Here is a 19,031-nt window from a genome sequence, read left to right as displayed (position 1 = left end):
TGGAAGTATTTATGTTAACTCTTGCTCGTAAAATTCAACTGGCTCTCGCAGTCATTGGTATTAGTCTACTCCTAACTACCGTCATCTACTTTTACAACGATGAAAAAAATATGGCTGAAGACTATGTCGCCATCAATTTAGAAAGTATTGCCCAAAACTATTTTGATTCAGTTAACACCATGATGTTAACAGGCACGACAGCAAATAGAAAAATATTCCAAGATAAAATTCTTAGCCAAGATAATATAGTTGAAGCCAAGATAATTCGTGGCGACTTAGTCAAGAAGCTTTATGGTAATGGATTCAGTGACCAAGTCGCTATTGATTCATTTGAGCAAGATGGCTTAAAAGGGCTACAAGGCTTGCAAATTATCAAAAAAGACAACCGTCGGATTATGCAATTCGTCATGCCAATGGTTGCCAGTAAAGATTATCGTGGCACCGATTGCTTAGGCTGTCACCAAGCCAAAGAAGGTGATGTACTTGGTGCGGTAAAAGTGAGTTATGATTTAAGTGCAAGTGACAAGAAGATTCAAACATCAATCATTAAGGCAGGAATACTACAGTTATTAGTCACCCTCACAGGATTTGGTATTCTAGGTTACTTACTACACCGTTTAATTTTCATGCGCATTAATCGTCTTAAAGGGCATTTAAGTAATATCGAGCGTGATTTAGATCTAGGAAAGGCGCTAACTATTCACCATGATGATGAGCTAAGCGCCTTAAGTAAAGCAGTTAACTCATTAATGGCCAAATTTAAAGAGAGCTTAGTCGAAGTATCTCAAGCAACTCATGCGTTAACGGCCTCAGCTAAAGATGTCAACGAAATATCACTACTGACTAAAGACGCTGTATTAGCACAAAAAGCCGCGACAGAATCTGTAGCAGCAGCAATTAATGAGCTTGATGCTTCGGCGAATGAAGTTGAAAGTCATACAAAATACGCCGCTGAGAAATCAATTGAAGCAGATAAGAATGCATCTCAAGGCTTAACCATTGCCAAAGAAGCACATCAAGGGATAAATTCACTAAGAGAACAAGTTCAGGACAATAGTCAAAAGATTAGTGAGCTAGGTAATAAAACAACTGAAGTGGGTACGGTACTAGAAGTAATCACTCAGATAGCAGAGCAAACAAACTTATTGGCATTAAATGCGGCAATTGAAGCGGCACGTGCTGGTGAGCAAGGGCGCGGTTTTGCCGTTGTAGCAGATGAAGTTCGGTCATTAGCTACTCGGACAAGTGACTCTATTGATGAAATTCAAAAAACAATTCTTAGTTTGCAACAAACCGCAGGTCAGGCTGTTGAGTCAATGCATAATGCGAGTCAGCAAGCAGACGAAAAAGCAGAGAACGTTGCCAATGTTTCCAACTTACTAGATGGCATAGCCGTGCAAATCAAAGAACTTGATGGGCTCAATACACAAATTAGTTCTGCCGCTCATCAGCAAAATATTGCTGCCGAAGAAATTAATGTTAACGTGGTTAATATTAGTAATGTTGCTGAACAGTCCGCTGAAGATGCTATCCGAGGTCAAGAGATTAGTGAGCAATTACTAGGTCTAGCTAAAGACCTAGAGCAACAAGTCAGCCGCTTTAAGCTCTAGCATTTAGAAAGTATCGTCACGAAGCCTCTAACTTGGAAACGAGTTTGAGGCTTTTTCATTCCGATTGCGACCTTCGCAAAGTAACATTTGTCCGTAACGAACAATCTCTTTTGAGATTTGCTTATTTATCCCTTTAACCAACACCCAACTGTGCCAATAGAGTGATTGAGTTAAGACCTTATCGGGACATAAATTGACTAATAATCCTTGTTCCAGTTCTGCTTTAACTTGTAGTTCTGGGACCAAACAATAAGCAGCTCCCTGCTTAGCCAAAGCAACAAAAGCCTCTGATGAACGGACACTGTGGCAAAAATAATCTTTAGCTTCAATTTTAAAATGTTGTTCGATAAACTTTACATGCATATCATCCACCGTATCGTAGCTAATCCCTGGTGCTAACTTCAAACTCGATGGTTTGATCCCCTTGGGAAAGTATCGCGCTACAAACTCTGGAGAGGCAACCAGAATAAACCGCATATCACCAAGATAAAACGACTGATAACCAGGTAACGATTTTTGCTGATTACTCACCGCACCAACCGCTTCTCCACTGCGTAACTTTTCGATCGTCTTACTCTCATTTTTAATAATTAAATCAAGTTCAACTAAGTGACTTTTCAAGATAGGCGTAATAGCTTCAATAAACCAAGTTGCAATTGAGTCAGCATTAACAGCTAACGAGACTTTAATTGGCTTTCTTGGCGCCTCGGGTAACAGCTCAGGGAGTAAATCATCCTCAAGTTGGCGGACCATCTTATAATGCGTCAGCAAATGCTCACCGATTGGTGTTGCCATCAGTGGTTGCGAACGAATTAAGACTGGCTGAGTCACAGTTTCTTCAAGCAGTTTAATCCGTTGCGATACTGCCGATTGAGAAATAAACAATTTACGCGCGGCTAACTCAAAGCTTTGCTGCTCAATCACCGTGGATAAAGCTTCTAACAACTTATAATCAAACTTCATTTGGGTCACATTAATAAAACTAATAAAGGATAAATATTATTAATTATATTTATCAACTCAGCAAGCGCACAATACCCTTGATAACGATTTAGCCATTTGATGTAAACAATAAAAACGGAGAAAATAATGAGCCTACTAATCGCTGCCAAAGGCTTTACCTTAGGTTTAAGCATGATCATGCCGATTGGCGCGCAAAACGCGATGATCTTAAATCAGGGGGTTCAGCGTCACCATCATTTAACCGTGGCAGGCCTTTGCGCTTTTTATGACATTATTCTTATCGCTATCGGTGTTTTAGGGGGTGGGTTATTACTTAATAGCAGCGACCTTTTCTTTTCAATATTAACTTGGGGTGGCATTGTTTTTTTGATGAGCTACGGTGCACTCGCGTTAAAAGCCGCAGTAGAGGCTGATACTAATACAAGCACAACAACAGTGACAAAGAAATCGTTCAAAGTCATTATTGTTTCAAGTTTGATCGTCACTTTTTTGAATCCTCACGCCTATGTCGATACGGTCATGATCTTAGGTAGTGTCGGCGGTCAATATCAAGGCAATGACAAAATGCTCTTTATGTTCGGTGCAATGCTTGCTTCCATCGTGTGGTTCTTTACCTTGGCTTCAGGAGCTGCCAAATTATCTGTCACATTAAGTAAACCCAAGGTGCGACGCATCATTGATTTCTTGATTGCATTCATTATGTGGTTAATTGCTGCAAGTTTATTCAACGCTTGGGTTAATCGTATTATCTTGACTGTGAACTAACAGCCTTTTAAAAGATGGTATTTAAGCGCCTCTCAGGGTAAAATATGCCCCCATTTTTGCCTGTGTGATGGTTATTATTACCATAGGCGAAACTTTGATAGTTAACTGAATCACATAAGAGAGCTTCGCTTTGATTACTACAGCAAACATAACAATGCAATTTGGCGCTAAGCCATTGTTTGAAAATATTTCGGTAAAATTTGGTAACGGTAATCGTTACGGCCTTATCGGTGCTAATGGCTGTGGTAAATCTACATTCATGAAGATCCTGACTGGTGATTTAACGCCAAGTTCAGGGAATGTTTCAGTTGATACCGATGAGCGCATCGGTAAGTTGCATCAGGATCAATTCGCATTTGAACAATATAATGTGATTGATACAGTGATCATGGGTCACAAAGAAATGTGGGCGGTAAAAGAAGAGCGTGACCGCATTTATGCCGACCCAGAAATGAGTGAAGAAGATGGTATGCGCGTAGCGGACCTAGAAACTCAATTTGCTGAAATGGATGGTTATAGCGCAGAAGCTCGCGCAGGAGAGCTATTATTGGGCGTAGGTATTGAACAAGAATTACATTACGGCCCTATGTCAGAAGTTGCTCCAGGTTGGAAACTCCGTGTGTTGCTAGCACAAGCGTTATTCTCAGATCCAGATATTCTATTACTGGACGAGCCAACCAATAACTTGGATATCGATACAATCAAATGGTTAGAAGATATCTTAAATGAACGTAAATCGACTATGGTTATTATTTCGCATGACCGTCACTTCTTAAATTCAGTCTGTACCCACATGGCTGATTTAGACTATGGTGAACTAGCCGTATTCCCAGGCAATTACGACGAGTATATGACTGCTGCAACTCAAGCAAGAGAGCAGTTAATGTCAGATAACGCTAAGAAAAAAGCTCAAATAGCTGAACTACAGTCTTTCGTCAGTCGTTTCTCAGCCAATGCATCAAAGGCAAAGCAAGCAACTTCACGCGCTAAGCAAATCGATAAAATTCAATTAGCAGAAGTAAAAGCATCAAGCCGCATAAGCCCATTCATTCGCTTTGAGCAAGAAAAGCAACTCTATCGTAATGCCGTTACGGTTGAAGGCTTAAGTAAAGCATTTGACGAGCAAACCTTATTTGATAACTTCGATATGATCACAGAAGTCGGTGAACGTATCGCAATCATTGGCCAAAATGGTGCAGGTAAAACCAGCTTAATTCGTATCTTGCAACGTGATTTAGAACAGGATAACGGAACTGTTGCTTGGTCTGAAAATGCAAATATTGGTTATTACGCACAGGATCACTCAAGTGAGTTTGAAAGTGACCTAACGTTATTTGATTGGATGGCACAATGGATGCAACCAGGTGACGATGAGCAATCGGTACGCGGCATCTTAGGTCGTCTTTTATTCTCGCAAAATGATATCGGAAAATCAGTTAAAGTGATCTCAGGTGGTGAACAAGGCCGCATGTTATTTGGTAAATTAATGATGCAAAAACCCAATGTATTATTAATGGATGAACCAACTAATCACTTAGATATGGAATCTATCGAATCAGTAAACTTAGCGTTAGAAAATTACGAGGGAACACTATTCTTCGTCAGTCATGACCGCGAGTTTGTTTCATCACTAGCAACGCGTATTTTAGAGATCACTCCACAAGGTATTAATGACTTCCGTGGTACTTATGATGAGCTCTTAAAAGCAAAAGAAGCAGAGAAATAACAACCAGCGTCCCTGTCCTCACCGTTAATATTACAGCTAAGCCATAACCTAGACCTAGGTTATGGCTTTTTGTTATCGAGTAATGAAAACCTCAGCACCAAGTAATAAAATTACATGCCTTCATAATAAAATCACATTAACACTAAAACCTTGACTAATTTTCTTTGTTTTAGCGCTTAAAAAAATGATTTTTTGTAATTAATTAACGTATAATGAACAAAACGTGTAATTTATAAACATTATGGAGTAATCAATGCAAGTTATTATTTTTGATGACGCTGAGCAAGTTGCAGAACATGCAGCACAATGGGTTAGCGAGTTAGTTGAGAACAAAACCAATCCAGTATTAGGCTTAGCTACCGGAAGTACTCCAATTAGCTTATACAAAAAACTAGTAGAGCGTCACAACGAGCAAGGCTTAAGCTTTAAAAATGTATCTAGTTTTAATCTTGATGAGTACCACAATATCGACCCTGCTAATCCGCAAAGTTACCGTTCTTTTATGAATGACAACTTGTTTTCTCATGTGGATATCGACGTTGCAAACACTCATCTACCAACCTGTACTTCTGAGCAAAACCCTCGTGAGCAAGGTTTAAATTACGAGCAGGCGATTAAAGATGCCGGCGGTATCGATCTACAGATCTTAGGTATTGGTGCGAATGGTCATATTGGTTTTAACGAACCAACTTCTAGCTTAGTATCTAAAACGCGTATTAAAACGCTAACAGAACAAACGATTAAAGATAATAGTCGTTTATTTAAAGCAGATGAGCATCAACCTGACATGGCAATGACGATGGGTATCGGAACTATCATGGACAGCCGCTATGTGTTACTAATGGCGACAGGTGAAAATAAAGCTGATGCAGTTAATGATATGGTAACAGGTGCATTAAGCGCAATGTGTCCTGCTTCTGCACTACAAATGCATGAAAATGCGATTGTTATTTTAGATAAAGCTGCGGCAAGCAAGTTAGAAGATAAAGGCTATTATCAGTGGGCTGATAAGCAAAACAACAAATTAAACCAACAATACGGTTTATACCACAATTACTAAGCTGGTTAGGTAGATTACTTCGCTACCCATATCACAACAAAAAATACCAACTGAGCTAGCGCTAGTTGGTATTTTTTTATCGGCAAAAATCACCGCTTTTATTGAACAACCTTCAATCGTTCGATATCACCAAGTAACGACTTAAAGTTAGCCGATGTTTTACTTAATAAGAAATCTAACTGAACATAGTGTCCCCGACTACCAGAACCCGATGAAAGTGATTTGTATTTCCATTTTTTAAGTGCGCGGCGCGCTTCTTTATCAAAAACATTTTCTGGAACAGATTTAACCACGATGATGTTTTTCACGTCACCAGATTGAGTAATATCAAACTTTAAGACCACAGAACCTTCAATACCATCTCTCGCAGCTTGTACCGGGTAACGTGGTTCAATACGAACAGTTGGCTGTGCCTGTTCCACTTTAATCATCGACGCTGGCGGCTCGGGCAAGGCTGCTGCGACAGCCACACCGCTAAGGACAAGGCTCGTAGTAACAACCGCGATTAATTGCGCACGCCGATTAACAAGTTTGTAATCTTTTAATAAATTAATACGCTCAAACATAGTGTTTTTTTGCGCATAGTTAGAATGGATAGATAACTTATACCTATGGTGCTCAGCACAAAATAAGAGTGCCTTTGCATAAGCAATACGCTGTTCATTACCATGACTAGCTAAAACCTGGCTGTCACAAGCCATCTCTTGACTCCGGCGGAAGCCTTTATAACCAAGCCATGCAATAGGGTTAAACCAGCAACAGCTTAAAAAGGCAACCGCAACAAAATTACAAAGGTTATCTCGACGTGCATAATGACACAGTTCATGTTCGATGATTAAACGGAGTTGTTGTGTCGAGTAAAGCTGTTGATAGTCAGCTGGTAAGATCATTTTGCAATTGAATATTCCAGTTAACACTGGGCTACTGACACGCTTACTGGTAAAAACAGTCAGTTCACTTGGAATATCACCAGGAAGACTTTGCGAATCAATAGGTCGCAACGAATGTATAATTAAACGATGTTCTTTTGAATATACACTAAAAAATAATGTTAAAACCACACCTATAATCCAAACTTCGGACCACGAAATAAGACTGCTCAGTAATATCACTTGTTCATTCATCGTAATAACATAGTGACTAATCGTTAATGAACTAGGAACAACAAGGTGTTGTGGTAAATTATAAATAATCAGACTGATTGGCAGCGCAAGCCATAATAGGTAGGTTAACTTCCCTCCTAAATAACGACTGAATTTATACTCGCTTAGCAACAAACCTACGACAATTAAGCAAATGAGCCATTGCTGAGCAATTACCCATTCAGCCATTATCTTGCTCCCAGTCTTTAATCAACGCTTTTAGTTCATCAATATCCTGTTGCGATAATTCATCGCTCTTTGCAAAGTTAGACACCATTGGTGCAAGCTTGCCACTGAACATCCTCGCTAGTAAGCTTTTGCTTTCTTCAAGTACATAGCTATCACGCTCAAACAATGGCGAGTAGTAATAGCTACGTTGTTGCTTTTCAAAACCGATCGCTTGCTTCTTTACCAAACGGTTTAACAAAGTCTTCACCGTTTTTTCATGCCAAGGCTTGTGCTGATTAAGACGTTCTATTATTTGTTGCGCAGAGGCAGGGTAGCCTTGCCATAACGCATCTAATACTTCAAATTCTGTTTTTGATATCTCGTTCATGAATATAAATTACACCCGTAATGTTTCCCAAAAGAATTACATACGTAATTATCCAATGCAACTACTTTTTACCTTTGCTTATATCTCTGGCAATGCCTCGAAACATCTCAATGGTTTCATAAGGATCATTAAAATCATTATCCATAAATTGCGTGTTTGCAGAGTTCTTAACTATTACAGTATCTAAGTTCTGATTTATATAGATAAACTGTCCGTAGATCCCCCAAGCAAAAAACTCCCCCTCACTCTCCTCAGGTACCCACCATTGATAACCGTAACCGAATACATGATCTGAGTTTTCCCGTTTCCCTGGCATTAAATACGCGGCATCAGGGATTGTTGAAGCTTGAATCCACTGTACGGGTATCACTTGCTCACCCTGTATTTTTCCGTTGTTCAAAAAGGCAACGCCTAGACGTAAATAATCACGAGACATCATATTTAAGCCTCCAAGTACCATTGGCTCTCCAGTATCATCAGCCACATAATAGGCGTTTGATTCACTACCGAGCTTTGACCATAACTTTTGTTCAAAATAATCGAGATACGTTTGTCCCGTAGCTGCGCGCAACACCATACCCAAAACATGAGTATCAATTGACACATAATGCATATATGTACCCGGTACTCTTTCATTGTCTAGCGTAGTTGCAAAGTCGTCAAAGGTTCCACCGAACGCAATCGTTCGTCCAAATCGATTGATATCCGAGAAGAAATCACCATAATCTTCATTGAACGCCACTCCACTCGACATTTGCAGTACTTGTTTTATCGTAACGTCTTGATAACCAGTGCCGAGTAAGCTGGGTACATAATCTGTCACAGGCTGATTTATCGATCGAATATGCCCCTCGGCAACGGCAATACCGAACAAGGCTGAAAGATAAGACTTTGCCATTGACCAAGATATTCGCCGGTCGTTAGCTGTCGTGCCAAGGTAATATTGCTCAAACCGAATTTTACCTTGATGAAAGACGATCAGTGCGGTGGTATTACTGCGCTCTAGAAATTCATTAACCGATCGTTCACTCTCTCTAAACTGGTAATTGGAAGCGATTTCCTCAAACTCATATACCCAAGGCTTTGCTTGATGCTGCTGTAATTTCACTGAGTTAAACGCTCTATCCATATTGGAAAAATTATCAACAATACTGTGTGGCCAAAACAGTGTAGCAGCATAGTAAACTTGGCTTATTTTCTGCCATTGCCATAGCACCGCACTTAATAATACGATCATCACAATACTTACTGCCCTTATCAATTTCATAACTCCCTCAACGTGTAACAATAAAATCAATGGCCCCATGGCCGACTCATAACACTTTATGCTTATAATAAGAAATATACTGCTTATAAGTCACTCACATTACAATAAAAATTATAGTAATCACTAATTTAAACGTGTGGTTATTGATAGTGCAGATCATACTTAACTATGATATGAATAAGTAAACCTGTTCGTAGCTATTAAAATACCGCTGGAGGTAGAGTCATGAAGCTATTAAAGCTAACGTTCTTAATGATCTTACTTACTAACAGTGTTATTGGTTGTTCATCCGTGCCTAAATCCGCATTCTACTTTTCAGCGACCTCAGGTATCGGTCAGGGATATTTTGACCCGAATGTCCGTCTCCAAGATGACTTATATCAGGCTGTTAATGGCCACTGGTTAAACACAGTAACCATCCCACAAGAGCGATCTAGTCATGGAGCTTTTAGTCAATTAACCGACCAAACCCAAGCTGTCTTAAAACACATAATCAAACAAGCAGCCACGAAGCCACTTGATAGTGAGCAGCAAAAAATTGGGGATTTATTTAATAGTTATATGGGCGAAAAGCGCGCTGAACGTCTAGGCATTACCCCTCTGGCCTCTCAACTCAAGGCAATAAATGCCGCTGAAAGTTATCAAAGCATTACCGAACTAATGGCAAAACTTAGCCTGCAAGGTGTTAACATGCCAATAGGCTATTACGTGAATGCAGATGCGAAAGCATCAGCTACTACCGCTTTACATATTCACCAATCAGGACTTTCTTTACCGGATCGCTCTTATTACTTAGATAGCACAGCCGATATTTCATTGGTTCGCCATCATTACAGGATGTATATTGAGCGTTTGTTCTCTTTCGCTAACGCCTCCCATTCTGCCAGTAACGTAATAGCGATTGAAAAGGTATTAGCCAAGGCCCATTGGAGCCGAAGTGAGGCGCGAAGCGCAACAAACAAATACAATAAATTTCTTCACAGCGAAATAAATCAATTATTTGGCGATTTCAGCTGGCAACAATTTTCCGAGCATATTCAAGTACAAAATCAACCGTATATCATTGTTTCTCAGCCAAGTTTTGTTGCCGCCTTTGGTAAGGCCTTTTTTAGCTTTTCAATAAATGCTTGGCGAGATTACTTAACCTTCAAGCTCATCGACCACTATGCCCCTTTACTTAATAAAGACTTGGTTAACTTACACTTTGGCTTCCACCAAGAAGTCTTAGTTGGCGTAAAAACCCAACGACCTCGTTGGAAGAAAGCGCTCGACTTCACTGATAACCACCTTGGTGAGCTCATTGGTAAACAATACGTCAATAGCTACGTTTCCACACAACTAAAGCCACGAATGCGAGAAATGATAAAGATGCTCATCAAAGGCTTCTCGTTAAGTATTAACGAACTCGATTGGATGAGTGATAAGACGAAATTAGCAGCACAAAAAAAATTAAGTAAGTTTCGTTATAAAATTGCTGCACCGAATCATTGGCCAGATCACTCTACTCTGGTTATCACACCCAATAACCTAGTTCAAAATTATCAAAATATTATGATGCGATCACATCAGCGAATGCTCGATGAGCTCACGCAACCGGTTGATCGAAATAAATGGTTTATGACACCACAAAGCGTCAATGCCTATTACAACCCCGCCGGTAATGAGATCGTTTTTCCGGCCGCGATCTTACAACCGCCATTTTTTAATGTTCATGCCGATGACGCTATAAACTATGGGGCGATTGGTGCAATTATAGGCCATGAGTTAATTCATGGTTTTGATGACCAAGGTGCAAAATATGACGGTGACGGCAACCTCAACAATTGGTGGTCCCCTGAAGATAAACAACAATTTAATGCACGAGCCAAAAAACTAGCACAACAATATTCCAATTTTAAACCCTTTGATGATCTGGGCATTGATGGTGAATTAACCCTCGGTGAGAATATTGCCGATTTGGGCGGGCTAACAATTGCGGCACGAGCTTACACTTTATCACTCAATGGCCAACCATCAAAAATCATCGATGGCTATACAGGCGAGCAACGTTTATTTATCGGTTGGTCACAAATATGGCGAAGGAAATACAGTGAAAAAGCATTACGACAAAAGCTGATGATTGGCCCTCATTCACCAGGTCACTATCGCGTGTTAGGCACTCCACGAAATATAGACGCGTTTTACCGCGCTTTTAATATTAAAACCAGCGACGGGATGTATTTAGCGCCCGAGAAACGCGTAAAAATCTGGTAAACATCTTATTTCACTTATTTTTAGATTTTTCAGTTCGTTGTAATCTATCTGCTCGCAGCAACGTGAGTTTAGTAACAAGAGGACCAAAAAGCTCAAAAGCGATTGTGGTACTAACCAACAGGGAAATAATGGAGGTGGCATACTCAGGATAACGATCAGCCGCCATCAATGCTAAACCAAGTGCAATACCAGCCTGAGGCAATAAACACCAGCCGATATGGTTTTGCACGACTTTAGGTGCGCTAGCAAGCCTAGCCCCACAATACCCGCCTACGATTAATCCAACTGAACGCGCGACAATGTAAGCTCCACCAACAAACCCAATCGATGAAAACTCCTCAACATTAAACTGAAACCCCGCCATCAAGAAAAAAATAATTAATAATGGGCTACTGATCCCTTCTATAGCATGAAATGGCCGTTTGTGATGTGTCGCAACATTAGCCACTACTGCGCCAAGTACAATACTAGACAATAGGTATGAACCACCAATTAATTGAGCGAGCCCTCCACCTAATAAAACAAAACCCAACGCTTCAATTAATGTCGGCTCTCCGGGGGATAGACGGCCGGTTAACTTAGCCATGGGCCAGCCAATTATACAGCCAATTAAGATCGAGCTTAAAACCTCCCATGCAGCCAAACTTAAATCATTCAATAAATCAGCTGAGCCATGAACTATTCCAGCAAGAGCTAAACATAACGCAAAAATGATGATGCCAAATGCATCATCAATCGCAACAACGCGCAGCAATGTATTAGGTAAGAGTCCCTTTAGCTTACTTTCTTTAATCACATCCAGCGTCGCTGCGGGCGCAGTCGCAGGAGCAATGCCAGCGAGTAAAATAGCGATAACAGAAGGCACCCCAATCAAATAAAGCACGATAAAGACCAGTAGTGATGTTCCAAGCGATTCGAAAATGGTAATTAACCAAATCACTCTGCCCGATCTTAATAATGTTCGATAAACGAACTGTTCGCCAAGCAAAAAACCCACCATGCAGAGTGCAATCTGGCTGATATAGGGAAACCAGCCTTGAATTTCCTGTGGTACGATATTCAAACCATAAGGGCTAGCTGCTGCACCAACGACCAGCAAAAGTGTCACGCGTGGGATATGTGTTTTTTTACCTAACTCATTAGCGAATAAGCCCACAAGAAACAAGGCCCCCAAGATTAACAATACCTCAGTTGATGGTCCTGCTGTTGCTATCACAAATTCCATTGTTTTTATTAACTCCGTGATCATCAAGTAGCCCATGTTATTAGAATAGTGCCTTATGATTGTTCTTGAGTCACTAACCTAGGCATTATTGATATAGATTACGCTGACTTGGTATATCACTTAGGTATTCGACAAACTCTACTTCATAGCCATCAGGATCAACGAAATATACATTCTTACGGTAAGGGTCCTCCGCGCCAGGCTTGGCAATATCAAAACCAGCTTCATTTAACCTGGCCACAATAGCGTCAAGACTGCTCGTCACGAAGGCAAAGTGTGACAAGCCGAGTTGATTACTCATTAAGTTGCGGTTTTCACCTGTGCCACTGTCATTGAATGTGAGGTATTGATAATCATCACCAAAGTGAACCCAACTTCTTGGCGTACCATACCACTCACTATCACCACCACCACGAATCTGCCAATGCGGGAAAGCGGCTTGATAAAATTTCAATGCCCGGGGTATATCTTGTACAACTAAATTTAAGTGCTCTAAATACAACATGTTGTTCTCCTTTTTAAATTCATATACTGTGCGCGCCATTCTTTCAGTAATTAAGATTTATGGCTCATGGTGCGGTTAAATAATTTAAATATGCTCGACACACTTGCTCTCTGCAGCGGCGTTTGTGTCGTTTTATTTTGGTTAGCTTTCTCGTTAAGCTCTGAATTTAAAAATAAATACCTCATTCCTTTCCCCTTTGTGTTTAAGTGAGCACATCATAAAACCTCAACTTAAGTTGAGGTAAAGTGTTTTTTTTCTTAAAATGAAAATATTCAATATTCGAGTGATGAATAGTTATGAGTAAGCCATCAACACAGCAAAAAATAGAACTAAGTGTGGGGATCGTTGCAAAGCGATGTGACGTTAAGGTGTCCACACTGCACTTTTATGAAGAGAAAGGATTAATTCAGTCATGGCGTAATAACGGTAATCAGCGTCGTTATGCGCCCGATGTCTTACGTCGAGTGGCTGTAATTAAGGCCGCACAAAAAGTGGGAGTTAGTTTACAGGAGATCAAGCAAGCCTTTACTACCCTACCTAAAAACAGAACACCCACTAAAGACGATTGGAACCAACTATCATCCCAGTGGCACGGTCAGCTAACAGCACGCATTAATTACCTTACAAAGCTTAGGGACTCTTTGACAGGTTGTATCGGTTGTGGCTGCCTTTCAATGGACAAGTGCCCACTATATAACCCCGACGACATTTTAGTTAAGGAAGGAAATGGCGCGGTGATCCTTGATAGAAACGTCATTTAATTACGAGAACAAAAAAAGCCCCCAATTATTGTTCAATAATTAGGGGCTTTTTCTATCTTACTCGACAGCTAGCTGTAGAGATTCTATTGCGTACTATACTCTTTTTACAGGTACAGCTTGCTCAACATATTTTGTTGTCATTTCTTCAGTCGGTGGAGCGAAACGAGTTAGGTCAATGCCTTCAACTGCAGCCTTGTACTCGTCCATTGAAGGGAAGCGACCCAGAATTGTCGATAGAACAACTAACGGTGTAGAACCTAGTAGTGATTCACCTTTCTTCTCAGCGGTATCAGCTACAACACGACCTTGGAATAAACGTGTTGAAGTGGCGATAACAGTGTCACCTGGTTCAGCTTTCTCTTGGTTACCCATACATAGGTTACAACCAGGACGCTCAAGGTATAAAATGTTCTCGTACTTAGTACGTGCTTCACCTTTAGGCGCATCATCATCAAATACGAAACCTGAGTACTTCTCAAGAATATCCCAATCGCCTTCAGCTTTTAACTCATCAACAATGTTGTATGTTGGTGGAGCAACAACTAATGGTGCTTTAAACTCAATCGTATTACCTTGTGCTTCCATATTACGAAGCATTTGTGCGATGATTTGCATGTCACCTTTGTGAACCATACAAGAACCAACAAAGCCTAAATCAACCGATTTATCAGCGTAGTATGAAACAGGACGAATCACATCATGAGTATAACGCTTAGATACGTCTTCGTTGTTTACATCTGGGTCAGCAATCATTGGCTCAGCGATAGCGTCTAAGTCAATTTCTACTTCAGCGTAGTACTTAGCGTTATCATCTGGAGACAGTGGCGGCTGCTCACCAGACTTAATACCAGCGATACGCTCGTCAGCAAGTTTCATTAGGCCACCTAACATACCCGCTTCATTTTCCATACCCTTGTCGATCATGATTTGGATACGGCTCTTAGCAAGTTCAATAGACTTGATAAGTGTTTCATCGTTAGAGATACAGATTGACGCTTTTGCTTTCATTTCTGCAGACCAGTCAGTGAAAGTGAACGCTTGGTCAGCTAAAAGTGTACCAATGTGTACTTCAATGATGCGACCTTGGAATACGTTCTCGCCACCAAACTGCTTAAGCATTTGCGCTTGAGTTGCGTGTACCACATCACGGAAGTCCATGTGACCTGCCATGTTGCCTTTAAATGTTACTTTTACAGACTCTGGAATTGGCATTGCCGATTCACCCGTCGCAAGCGCGATAGCAACTGTACCTGAGTCAGCACCAAACGCTACACCTTTAGACATACGAGTATGTGAATCACCACCGATAATGATTGCACGATCATCAATAGTGATGTCGTTTAATACTTTATGGATAACGTCAGTCATTGAATGGTAAACGCCTTTTGGATCACGAGCTGTGATTACACCAAACGCGTTCATAAATGCCATTAACTTAGGCGTATTTGCTTTTGCTTTGCTGTCCCATACTGATGCAGTATGACAACCAGATTGGAACGCGCCGTCAACTGACGTAGAGATAGTAGAAGCAGCCATCGCTTCTAATTCCTGACAAGTCATAGGTCCTGTTGTATCTTGAGAACCAACAATGTTTACTTTAACACGAACGTCTGAACCAGCGTGTAAAGGTGCGTCCGATGCAACACCTACAGCATTACGATTAAAGATTTTCTCAACAGCTGTCAAACCTTGACCTTCGTGAGAAACTTCTTTTGCAAGTGCGTATACCGCAGGAGCTTCTACACCTAGTGTCTCAGCAGCGAATGTTTGTAATTTCTTACCAAAGGTTACCGCGTAAGAACCACCCGCCTTCATGAATTCCATTTTTTGTGGAGTGAATGCTGAAGAGATATCAGCTAGCTCTTCTTCACCATTAAATAGTTTCTTCGCTTTAGTATCGATAGTTAATACCGTACCAGTAGCAACTGAGTAAGCTTCTTCTAATACAGGGTCGCCGTTTGCGTCAGTAACAGTGTTACCTTGAGCATCAACTTTTTTAACCCAGTTTTTAAGGTCAAGACCAATACCGCCAGTTACATCAACGGTAGTTAAGAAAATTGGTGCGATACCGTTCGTACCAGCAACAACTGGAGCGATGTTGATAAACGGTACGTATGGGCTCGCTTGTTGACCTGCCCAAAGTGCTACGTTGTTTACACCAGACATACGTGAAGAACCAACACCCATGGTGCCTTTTTCAGCAACCAACATAACTTTTTTGTCAGAGTGCTGCTCTTGAAGAGCAACAATTTCTTGTTGTGCTTCTGGCGTGATCATACATTGGCCGTGTAATTCACGGTCAGCACGAGAGTGAGACTGGTGACCAGGCGATAATAAATCAGTTGAGATATCACCCACACCAGCAATGTAAGTCACAACGTCAATTTTTTCTGCTACTTCAGGTAATTTAGTGAAGAACTCAGCATTAGCGTAGCTTTGTAAAAGGTCTTTAGCTACAGAGTTACCTGCTTTAAAAGCAGCTTCTAGACGAGCTGTATCAGCGTCGTACAAGAATACTTGTGTTTTTAGTACATCGCTAGCTGGTGCAGAAACTGATGCGTCATCACTTAGGGCTAAATCAAGTAGCACTTCAATCGAAGGACCACCTTTCATGTGAGATAATAGTTCAAAAGCAAACTCAGCTGAAATTTCAGCAACAGTTTCTTGACCTAGGATGATTTCTTTTAAGAAAGCAGCTTTAACACCGGCAGCGCTTGTTGTGCCTGGTAGCGTGTTATAAGTGAAAAACTTTAAAGAAGCTTCACGATGCTCGTTATCAGTATCTTTGATTTGAGCGATGATTTCAGATAACAGCTCAGCGCTGTCGATTGGCTTTGGCGCAAGACCTAGTTCGTTCTTACGGTTTTCTATTTCTGCTAAATATTCTAAATACAGACTCATTGGACACTCTCTCGCTATCGTTTACTAATGCTCATCATCGTTTGCTAATGCTCATCGTCATTAGCTGGGAATAATTTTAGGGCATACTCTACCTGATTTTTTACCTACTATAAATCCTTTGAATGCAGAAACGACATTCATACAGGTTATACCCGATAGAAATTTCATTTATACCACAGGTAAACATTGAGTTTAGTTAACTATCAGAAGAGATAGTTCGTCGAAATAGCTATTGCAATTAGCCTAGATAATTAGTCGTAGGCCCAAATGACTATATAAAAACCAGCCCTTTGATTTAGAATTAGCTGATATATTTCATTGATTACGATCCCAAATTAGACTGGCTGTGCTCTATGTAAAAAGCTGCATTTTTTCGAGCAAGGCAGCGACAATATTTAACTACTTGTTGACGGGTTAAACAACCATGTCCTTTCAGTATTAGCGACAAAGCACCATCTCACATACGATTGGTCGTTGATGCGTTCTAAACATAATCTAAGTAGCGACATCCATGTCGCCACTAAATAACGCAGCTATTATTCGTTTAGATCGCAAAATGTTCAGGTAATTAATGGAATGGGTATTAATTTAAATTATTTTAGACAACGGTGTTAAGGACTACTTTTACCATTACGAAAGTGATTGCAGCATTAATACTTTAATCTTCTCTTCACCCTCAAGAATTTGAGCAATATTATAATTAACATCACGGCGCAACTCTGATTTAAACCAACGGTTCCAACTCGCAATATTTTCCCAATTAGTAATAATCGTTCTCAGGTTCGGGTTGTTCATATCGATATAAGATGTCCCGGAGATAAAACCACTAGCCCCCATGACTGCATTAAGCGTTCGCTTAGCTTCAGCTTCATAGGTCGATTCCATTCCCGGTACTATTGTTCGTTCAATTATTACTTTTATCATATGCCTTCACTATCTTTGTTTGTTATTTACTCTATATTTACTTGTTTTAAACAAAAAATGCAATTAGCTAATCCTATGAAACTAAAACATTATTATAATTTGTTGCAGATTTTTCAGACTCTGGCTCTTGCTCAAGCTTTTGCTCAACTAAGTTGTATAGTGCAACAACAAATATCAAGATATGATAAGGTAAATCAAAATAAGACAGCCCGAGAAATGTTCCCCCTGAGGCATAAGCAATCAAACTTATTTGCAACATCCTAGCTAATAAATTAGCCCACTCTAATTCTGCTTTATCTTTAGTTTTTAGATACACCTTTGCCGCCATTCGCCACGTAGAGAGCCACATGCCGAGAAAGAGTAATAACCCGACAAACCCCTGTTGAGCTAACACTTTAAAATAAATACTATGGGCGTCATGAAAGTCATCAGGGTTTGGCGCATAGAGAAAAAAGTTCTCTCTTGTAAAACTATCAAGCCCTCCACCCAATGGTTGTGATGTAGCCAAGTTAAAACTCATACGCCACGCATTAAATCGGCCTTGCACCGAAGAGTCATAAGACTGCTCATCGGACTCGACGATAGTCGACATTCGATCATGCCAACTCTGTGGCATAAAATTGTAGCCAATGGGTAAAACCATCAGAATTAAAAGTAAAGATATCGCTTTGCTGTGACTTTTGACCCAAAAAAAGAAGCCACAACATAAAATAGCAACTAATGCACCGCGTGATTGCGTCCCTAATACGGCGATAACACTCAGACCGATGATCAACCAAGACAACCATCTGAGCCACCTATTCTTAGCAATAGCCCCCAAATAAAACATGATTGGTATCGCCATTAATAATGTTAATCCTAGTTCATTGTTACCTTGGAAAAAACCACCTGGCGGCCCCCATACTCGCCCACCTCCCCCAGACAAAATAGTATAAATTCCACCTTTAAATCCATAAAATAGAATACTAAGGGCAACAACCCACAATATTTGATTGAGGCGTTCACGTGTTGTTAGCAGAATATAAGTAATAAATGTAAAGAGTTGAATTTTTAAAATCTTGTCGAAAGACCCCTGCGCATCTAAAGTCATTGGGTTAGCGATGTAAGTAATAAAAATCCATAAATTAAAAAGAATCAACCAAATCAACGGCCCTCTTAGGGTATTGGTTTTTTTCTCATTACTGATTAAAAACGAAAATAGGAAAATAATAGCGGTTAGCTGAGCAAGGGGGAAATTCACCATAAAGCCCCACGAAAGCTTATGGGGTACCATATAACTAATCCAACACCACATCAGAACTCCCCAAAAAGGCTTTCTAAATATCGAAATGAGTAATGCAATTGAGACAGTTAATAACAGTATGTCACGCATA

15 protein-coding genes are annotated in these 19,031 nt (G+C 40.3%); 6 read left to right on the top strand and 9 right to left on the bottom strand.

Going from position 1 to position 19,031, the window contains the following annotated elements; genetic code table 11:
• The first annotated feature begins 11 nt into the window (after positions 1 to 11).
• Positions 12 to 1,610 (top strand): methyl-accepting chemotaxis protein, encoded by a 1,599-nt coding sequence (locus Q8W26_RS08315; protein ID WP_101215319.1) that lies wholly within the window; start codon positions 12 to 14, stop codon positions 1,608 to 1,610.
• A 27-nt stretch (positions 1,611 to 1,637) separates the two neighbouring features.
• On the opposite strand, the gene Q8W26_RS08310 is transcribed toward Q8W26_RS08315, so the two are convergent.
• Complete coding sequence (locus tag Q8W26_RS08310) at positions 1,638 to 2,573, bottom strand: LysR family transcriptional regulator ArgP (RefSeq protein ID WP_101215318.1); 936 nt, start codon at positions 2,571 to 2,573, stop codon at positions 1,638 to 1,640.
• 126 nt (positions 2,574 to 2,699) lie between these two features.
• Between Q8W26_RS08310 and Q8W26_RS08305 the strand changes: the two genes are divergently transcribed.
• The 3 genes from Q8W26_RS08305 to nagB all read left to right on the top strand — a co-directional run bounded on the left by Q8W26_RS08305 (position 2,700) and on the right by nagB (position 6,124).
• Positions 2,700 to 3,338, top strand: coding sequence for a LysE/ArgO family amino acid transporter (locus tag Q8W26_RS08305; RefSeq protein ID WP_305473054.1), 639 nt, complete (start codon positions 2,700 to 2,702; stop codon positions 3,336 to 3,338).
• A gap of 130 nt (positions 3,339 to 3,468) precedes the next feature.
• Positions 3,469 to 5,064: an ABC-F family ATPase gene (locus tag Q8W26_RS08300; protein ID WP_101215316.1), complete on the top strand. Its 1,596-nt coding sequence runs from the start codon at positions 3,469 to 3,471 to the stop codon at positions 5,062 to 5,064.
• 253 nt (positions 5,065 to 5,317) lie between these two features.
• A complete protein-coding gene (gene nagB / locus Q8W26_RS08295) occupies positions 5,318 to 6,124 on the top strand; it encodes a glucosamine-6-phosphate deaminase (RefSeq protein WP_101215315.1) in 807 nt (268 codons plus the stop codon).
• Positions 6,125 to 6,222: 98 nt separating this feature from the next.
• Here the strand turns inward: nagB and Q8W26_RS08290 are convergent, their stop codons facing one another.
• The 3 genes from Q8W26_RS08290 to Q8W26_RS08280 form a co-directional block, all read right to left on the bottom strand.
• A complete protein-coding gene (locus tag Q8W26_RS08290; protein ID WP_101215314.1) occupies positions 6,223 to 7,455 on the bottom strand; it encodes a TonB family protein in 1,233 nt (410 codons plus the stop codon).
• Positions 7,448 to 7,822, bottom strand: coding sequence for a BlaI/MecI/CopY family transcriptional regulator (locus Q8W26_RS08285; protein ID WP_101215313.1), 375 nt, complete (start codon positions 7,820 to 7,822; stop codon positions 7,448 to 7,450). The genes Q8W26_RS08290 and Q8W26_RS08285 overlap by 8 nt, the downstream gene beginning before the upstream one ends.
• A 61-nt stretch (positions 7,823 to 7,883) precedes the next feature.
• The gene (locus Q8W26_RS08280; protein ID WP_101215353.1) at positions 7,884 to 9,089 is read right to left on the bottom strand and encodes a serine hydrolase; all 1,206 of its coding nucleotides are present in this window, start codon (positions 9,087 to 9,089) and stop codon (positions 7,884 to 7,886) included.
• 225 nt (positions 9,090 to 9,314) lie between these two features.
• Between Q8W26_RS08280 and Q8W26_RS08275 the strand changes: the two genes are divergently transcribed.
• On the top strand, positions 9,315 to 11,342 hold the full coding sequence (locus tag Q8W26_RS08275; RefSeq protein WP_101215312.1) for a M13 family metallopeptidase: 2,028 nt from the start codon (positions 9,315 to 9,317) through the stop codon (positions 11,340 to 11,342).
• 10 nt (positions 11,343 to 11,352) lie between these two features.
• On the opposite strand, the gene Q8W26_RS08270 is transcribed toward Q8W26_RS08275, so the two are convergent.
• Together Q8W26_RS08270 and Q8W26_RS08265 are read right to left on the bottom strand one after the other, a co-directional pair.
• The gene (locus Q8W26_RS08270) at positions 11,353 to 12,567 is read right to left on the bottom strand and encodes a cation:proton antiporter (protein WP_305473049.1); all 1,215 of its coding nucleotides are present in this window, start codon (positions 12,565 to 12,567) and stop codon (positions 11,353 to 11,355) included.
• Positions 12,568 to 12,652: 85 nt separating this feature from the next.
• Complete coding sequence (locus Q8W26_RS08265) at positions 12,653 to 13,072, bottom strand: VOC family protein (protein ID WP_101215310.1); 420 nt, start codon at positions 13,070 to 13,072, stop codon at positions 12,653 to 12,655.
• Between the two features lie 296 nt (positions 13,073 to 13,368).
• On the opposite strand from Q8W26_RS08265, the gene soxR reads away from it, so the two are divergent.
• Positions 13,369 to 13,833, top strand: coding sequence for a redox-sensitive transcriptional activator SoxR (gene soxR / locus Q8W26_RS08260; protein WP_101215309.1), 465 nt, complete (start codon positions 13,369 to 13,371; stop codon positions 13,831 to 13,833).
• A gap of 93 nt (positions 13,834 to 13,926) precedes the next feature.
• Here the strand turns inward: soxR and Q8W26_RS08255 are convergent, their stop codons facing one another.
• From Q8W26_RS08255 to Q8W26_RS08245, 3 genes are all read right to left on the bottom strand, one after another.
• Entirely contained in the window at positions 13,927 to 16,734 is a 2,808-nt protein-coding gene (locus Q8W26_RS08255; RefSeq protein WP_101215308.1) for a bifunctional aconitate hydratase 2/2-methylisocitrate dehydratase, read from the bottom strand.
• Between the two features lie 630 nt (positions 16,735 to 17,364).
• Entirely contained in the window at positions 17,365 to 17,658 is a 294-nt protein-coding gene (locus tag Q8W26_RS08250; RefSeq protein ID WP_101215307.1) for an antibiotic biosynthesis monooxygenase, read from the bottom strand.
• A 73-nt stretch (positions 17,659 to 17,731) separates the two neighbouring features.
• Positions 17,732 to 19,030 (bottom strand): putative O-glycosylation ligase, exosortase A system-associated, encoded by a 1,299-nt coding sequence (locus tag Q8W26_RS08245; protein WP_101215306.1) that lies wholly within the window; start codon positions 19,028 to 19,030, stop codon positions 17,732 to 17,734.
• Position 19,031: the final 1 nt, after the last annotated feature.

The organism is Psychrobium sp. 1_MG-2023 (assembly GCF_030689115.1).
Classification (GTDB): Bacteria; Pseudomonadota; Gammaproteobacteria; order Enterobacterales; family Psychrobiaceae; genus Psychrobium.
Note: the sequence above shows the minus strand (reverse complement) of the source record. Positions and strands in the feature narration are given on the sequence as shown.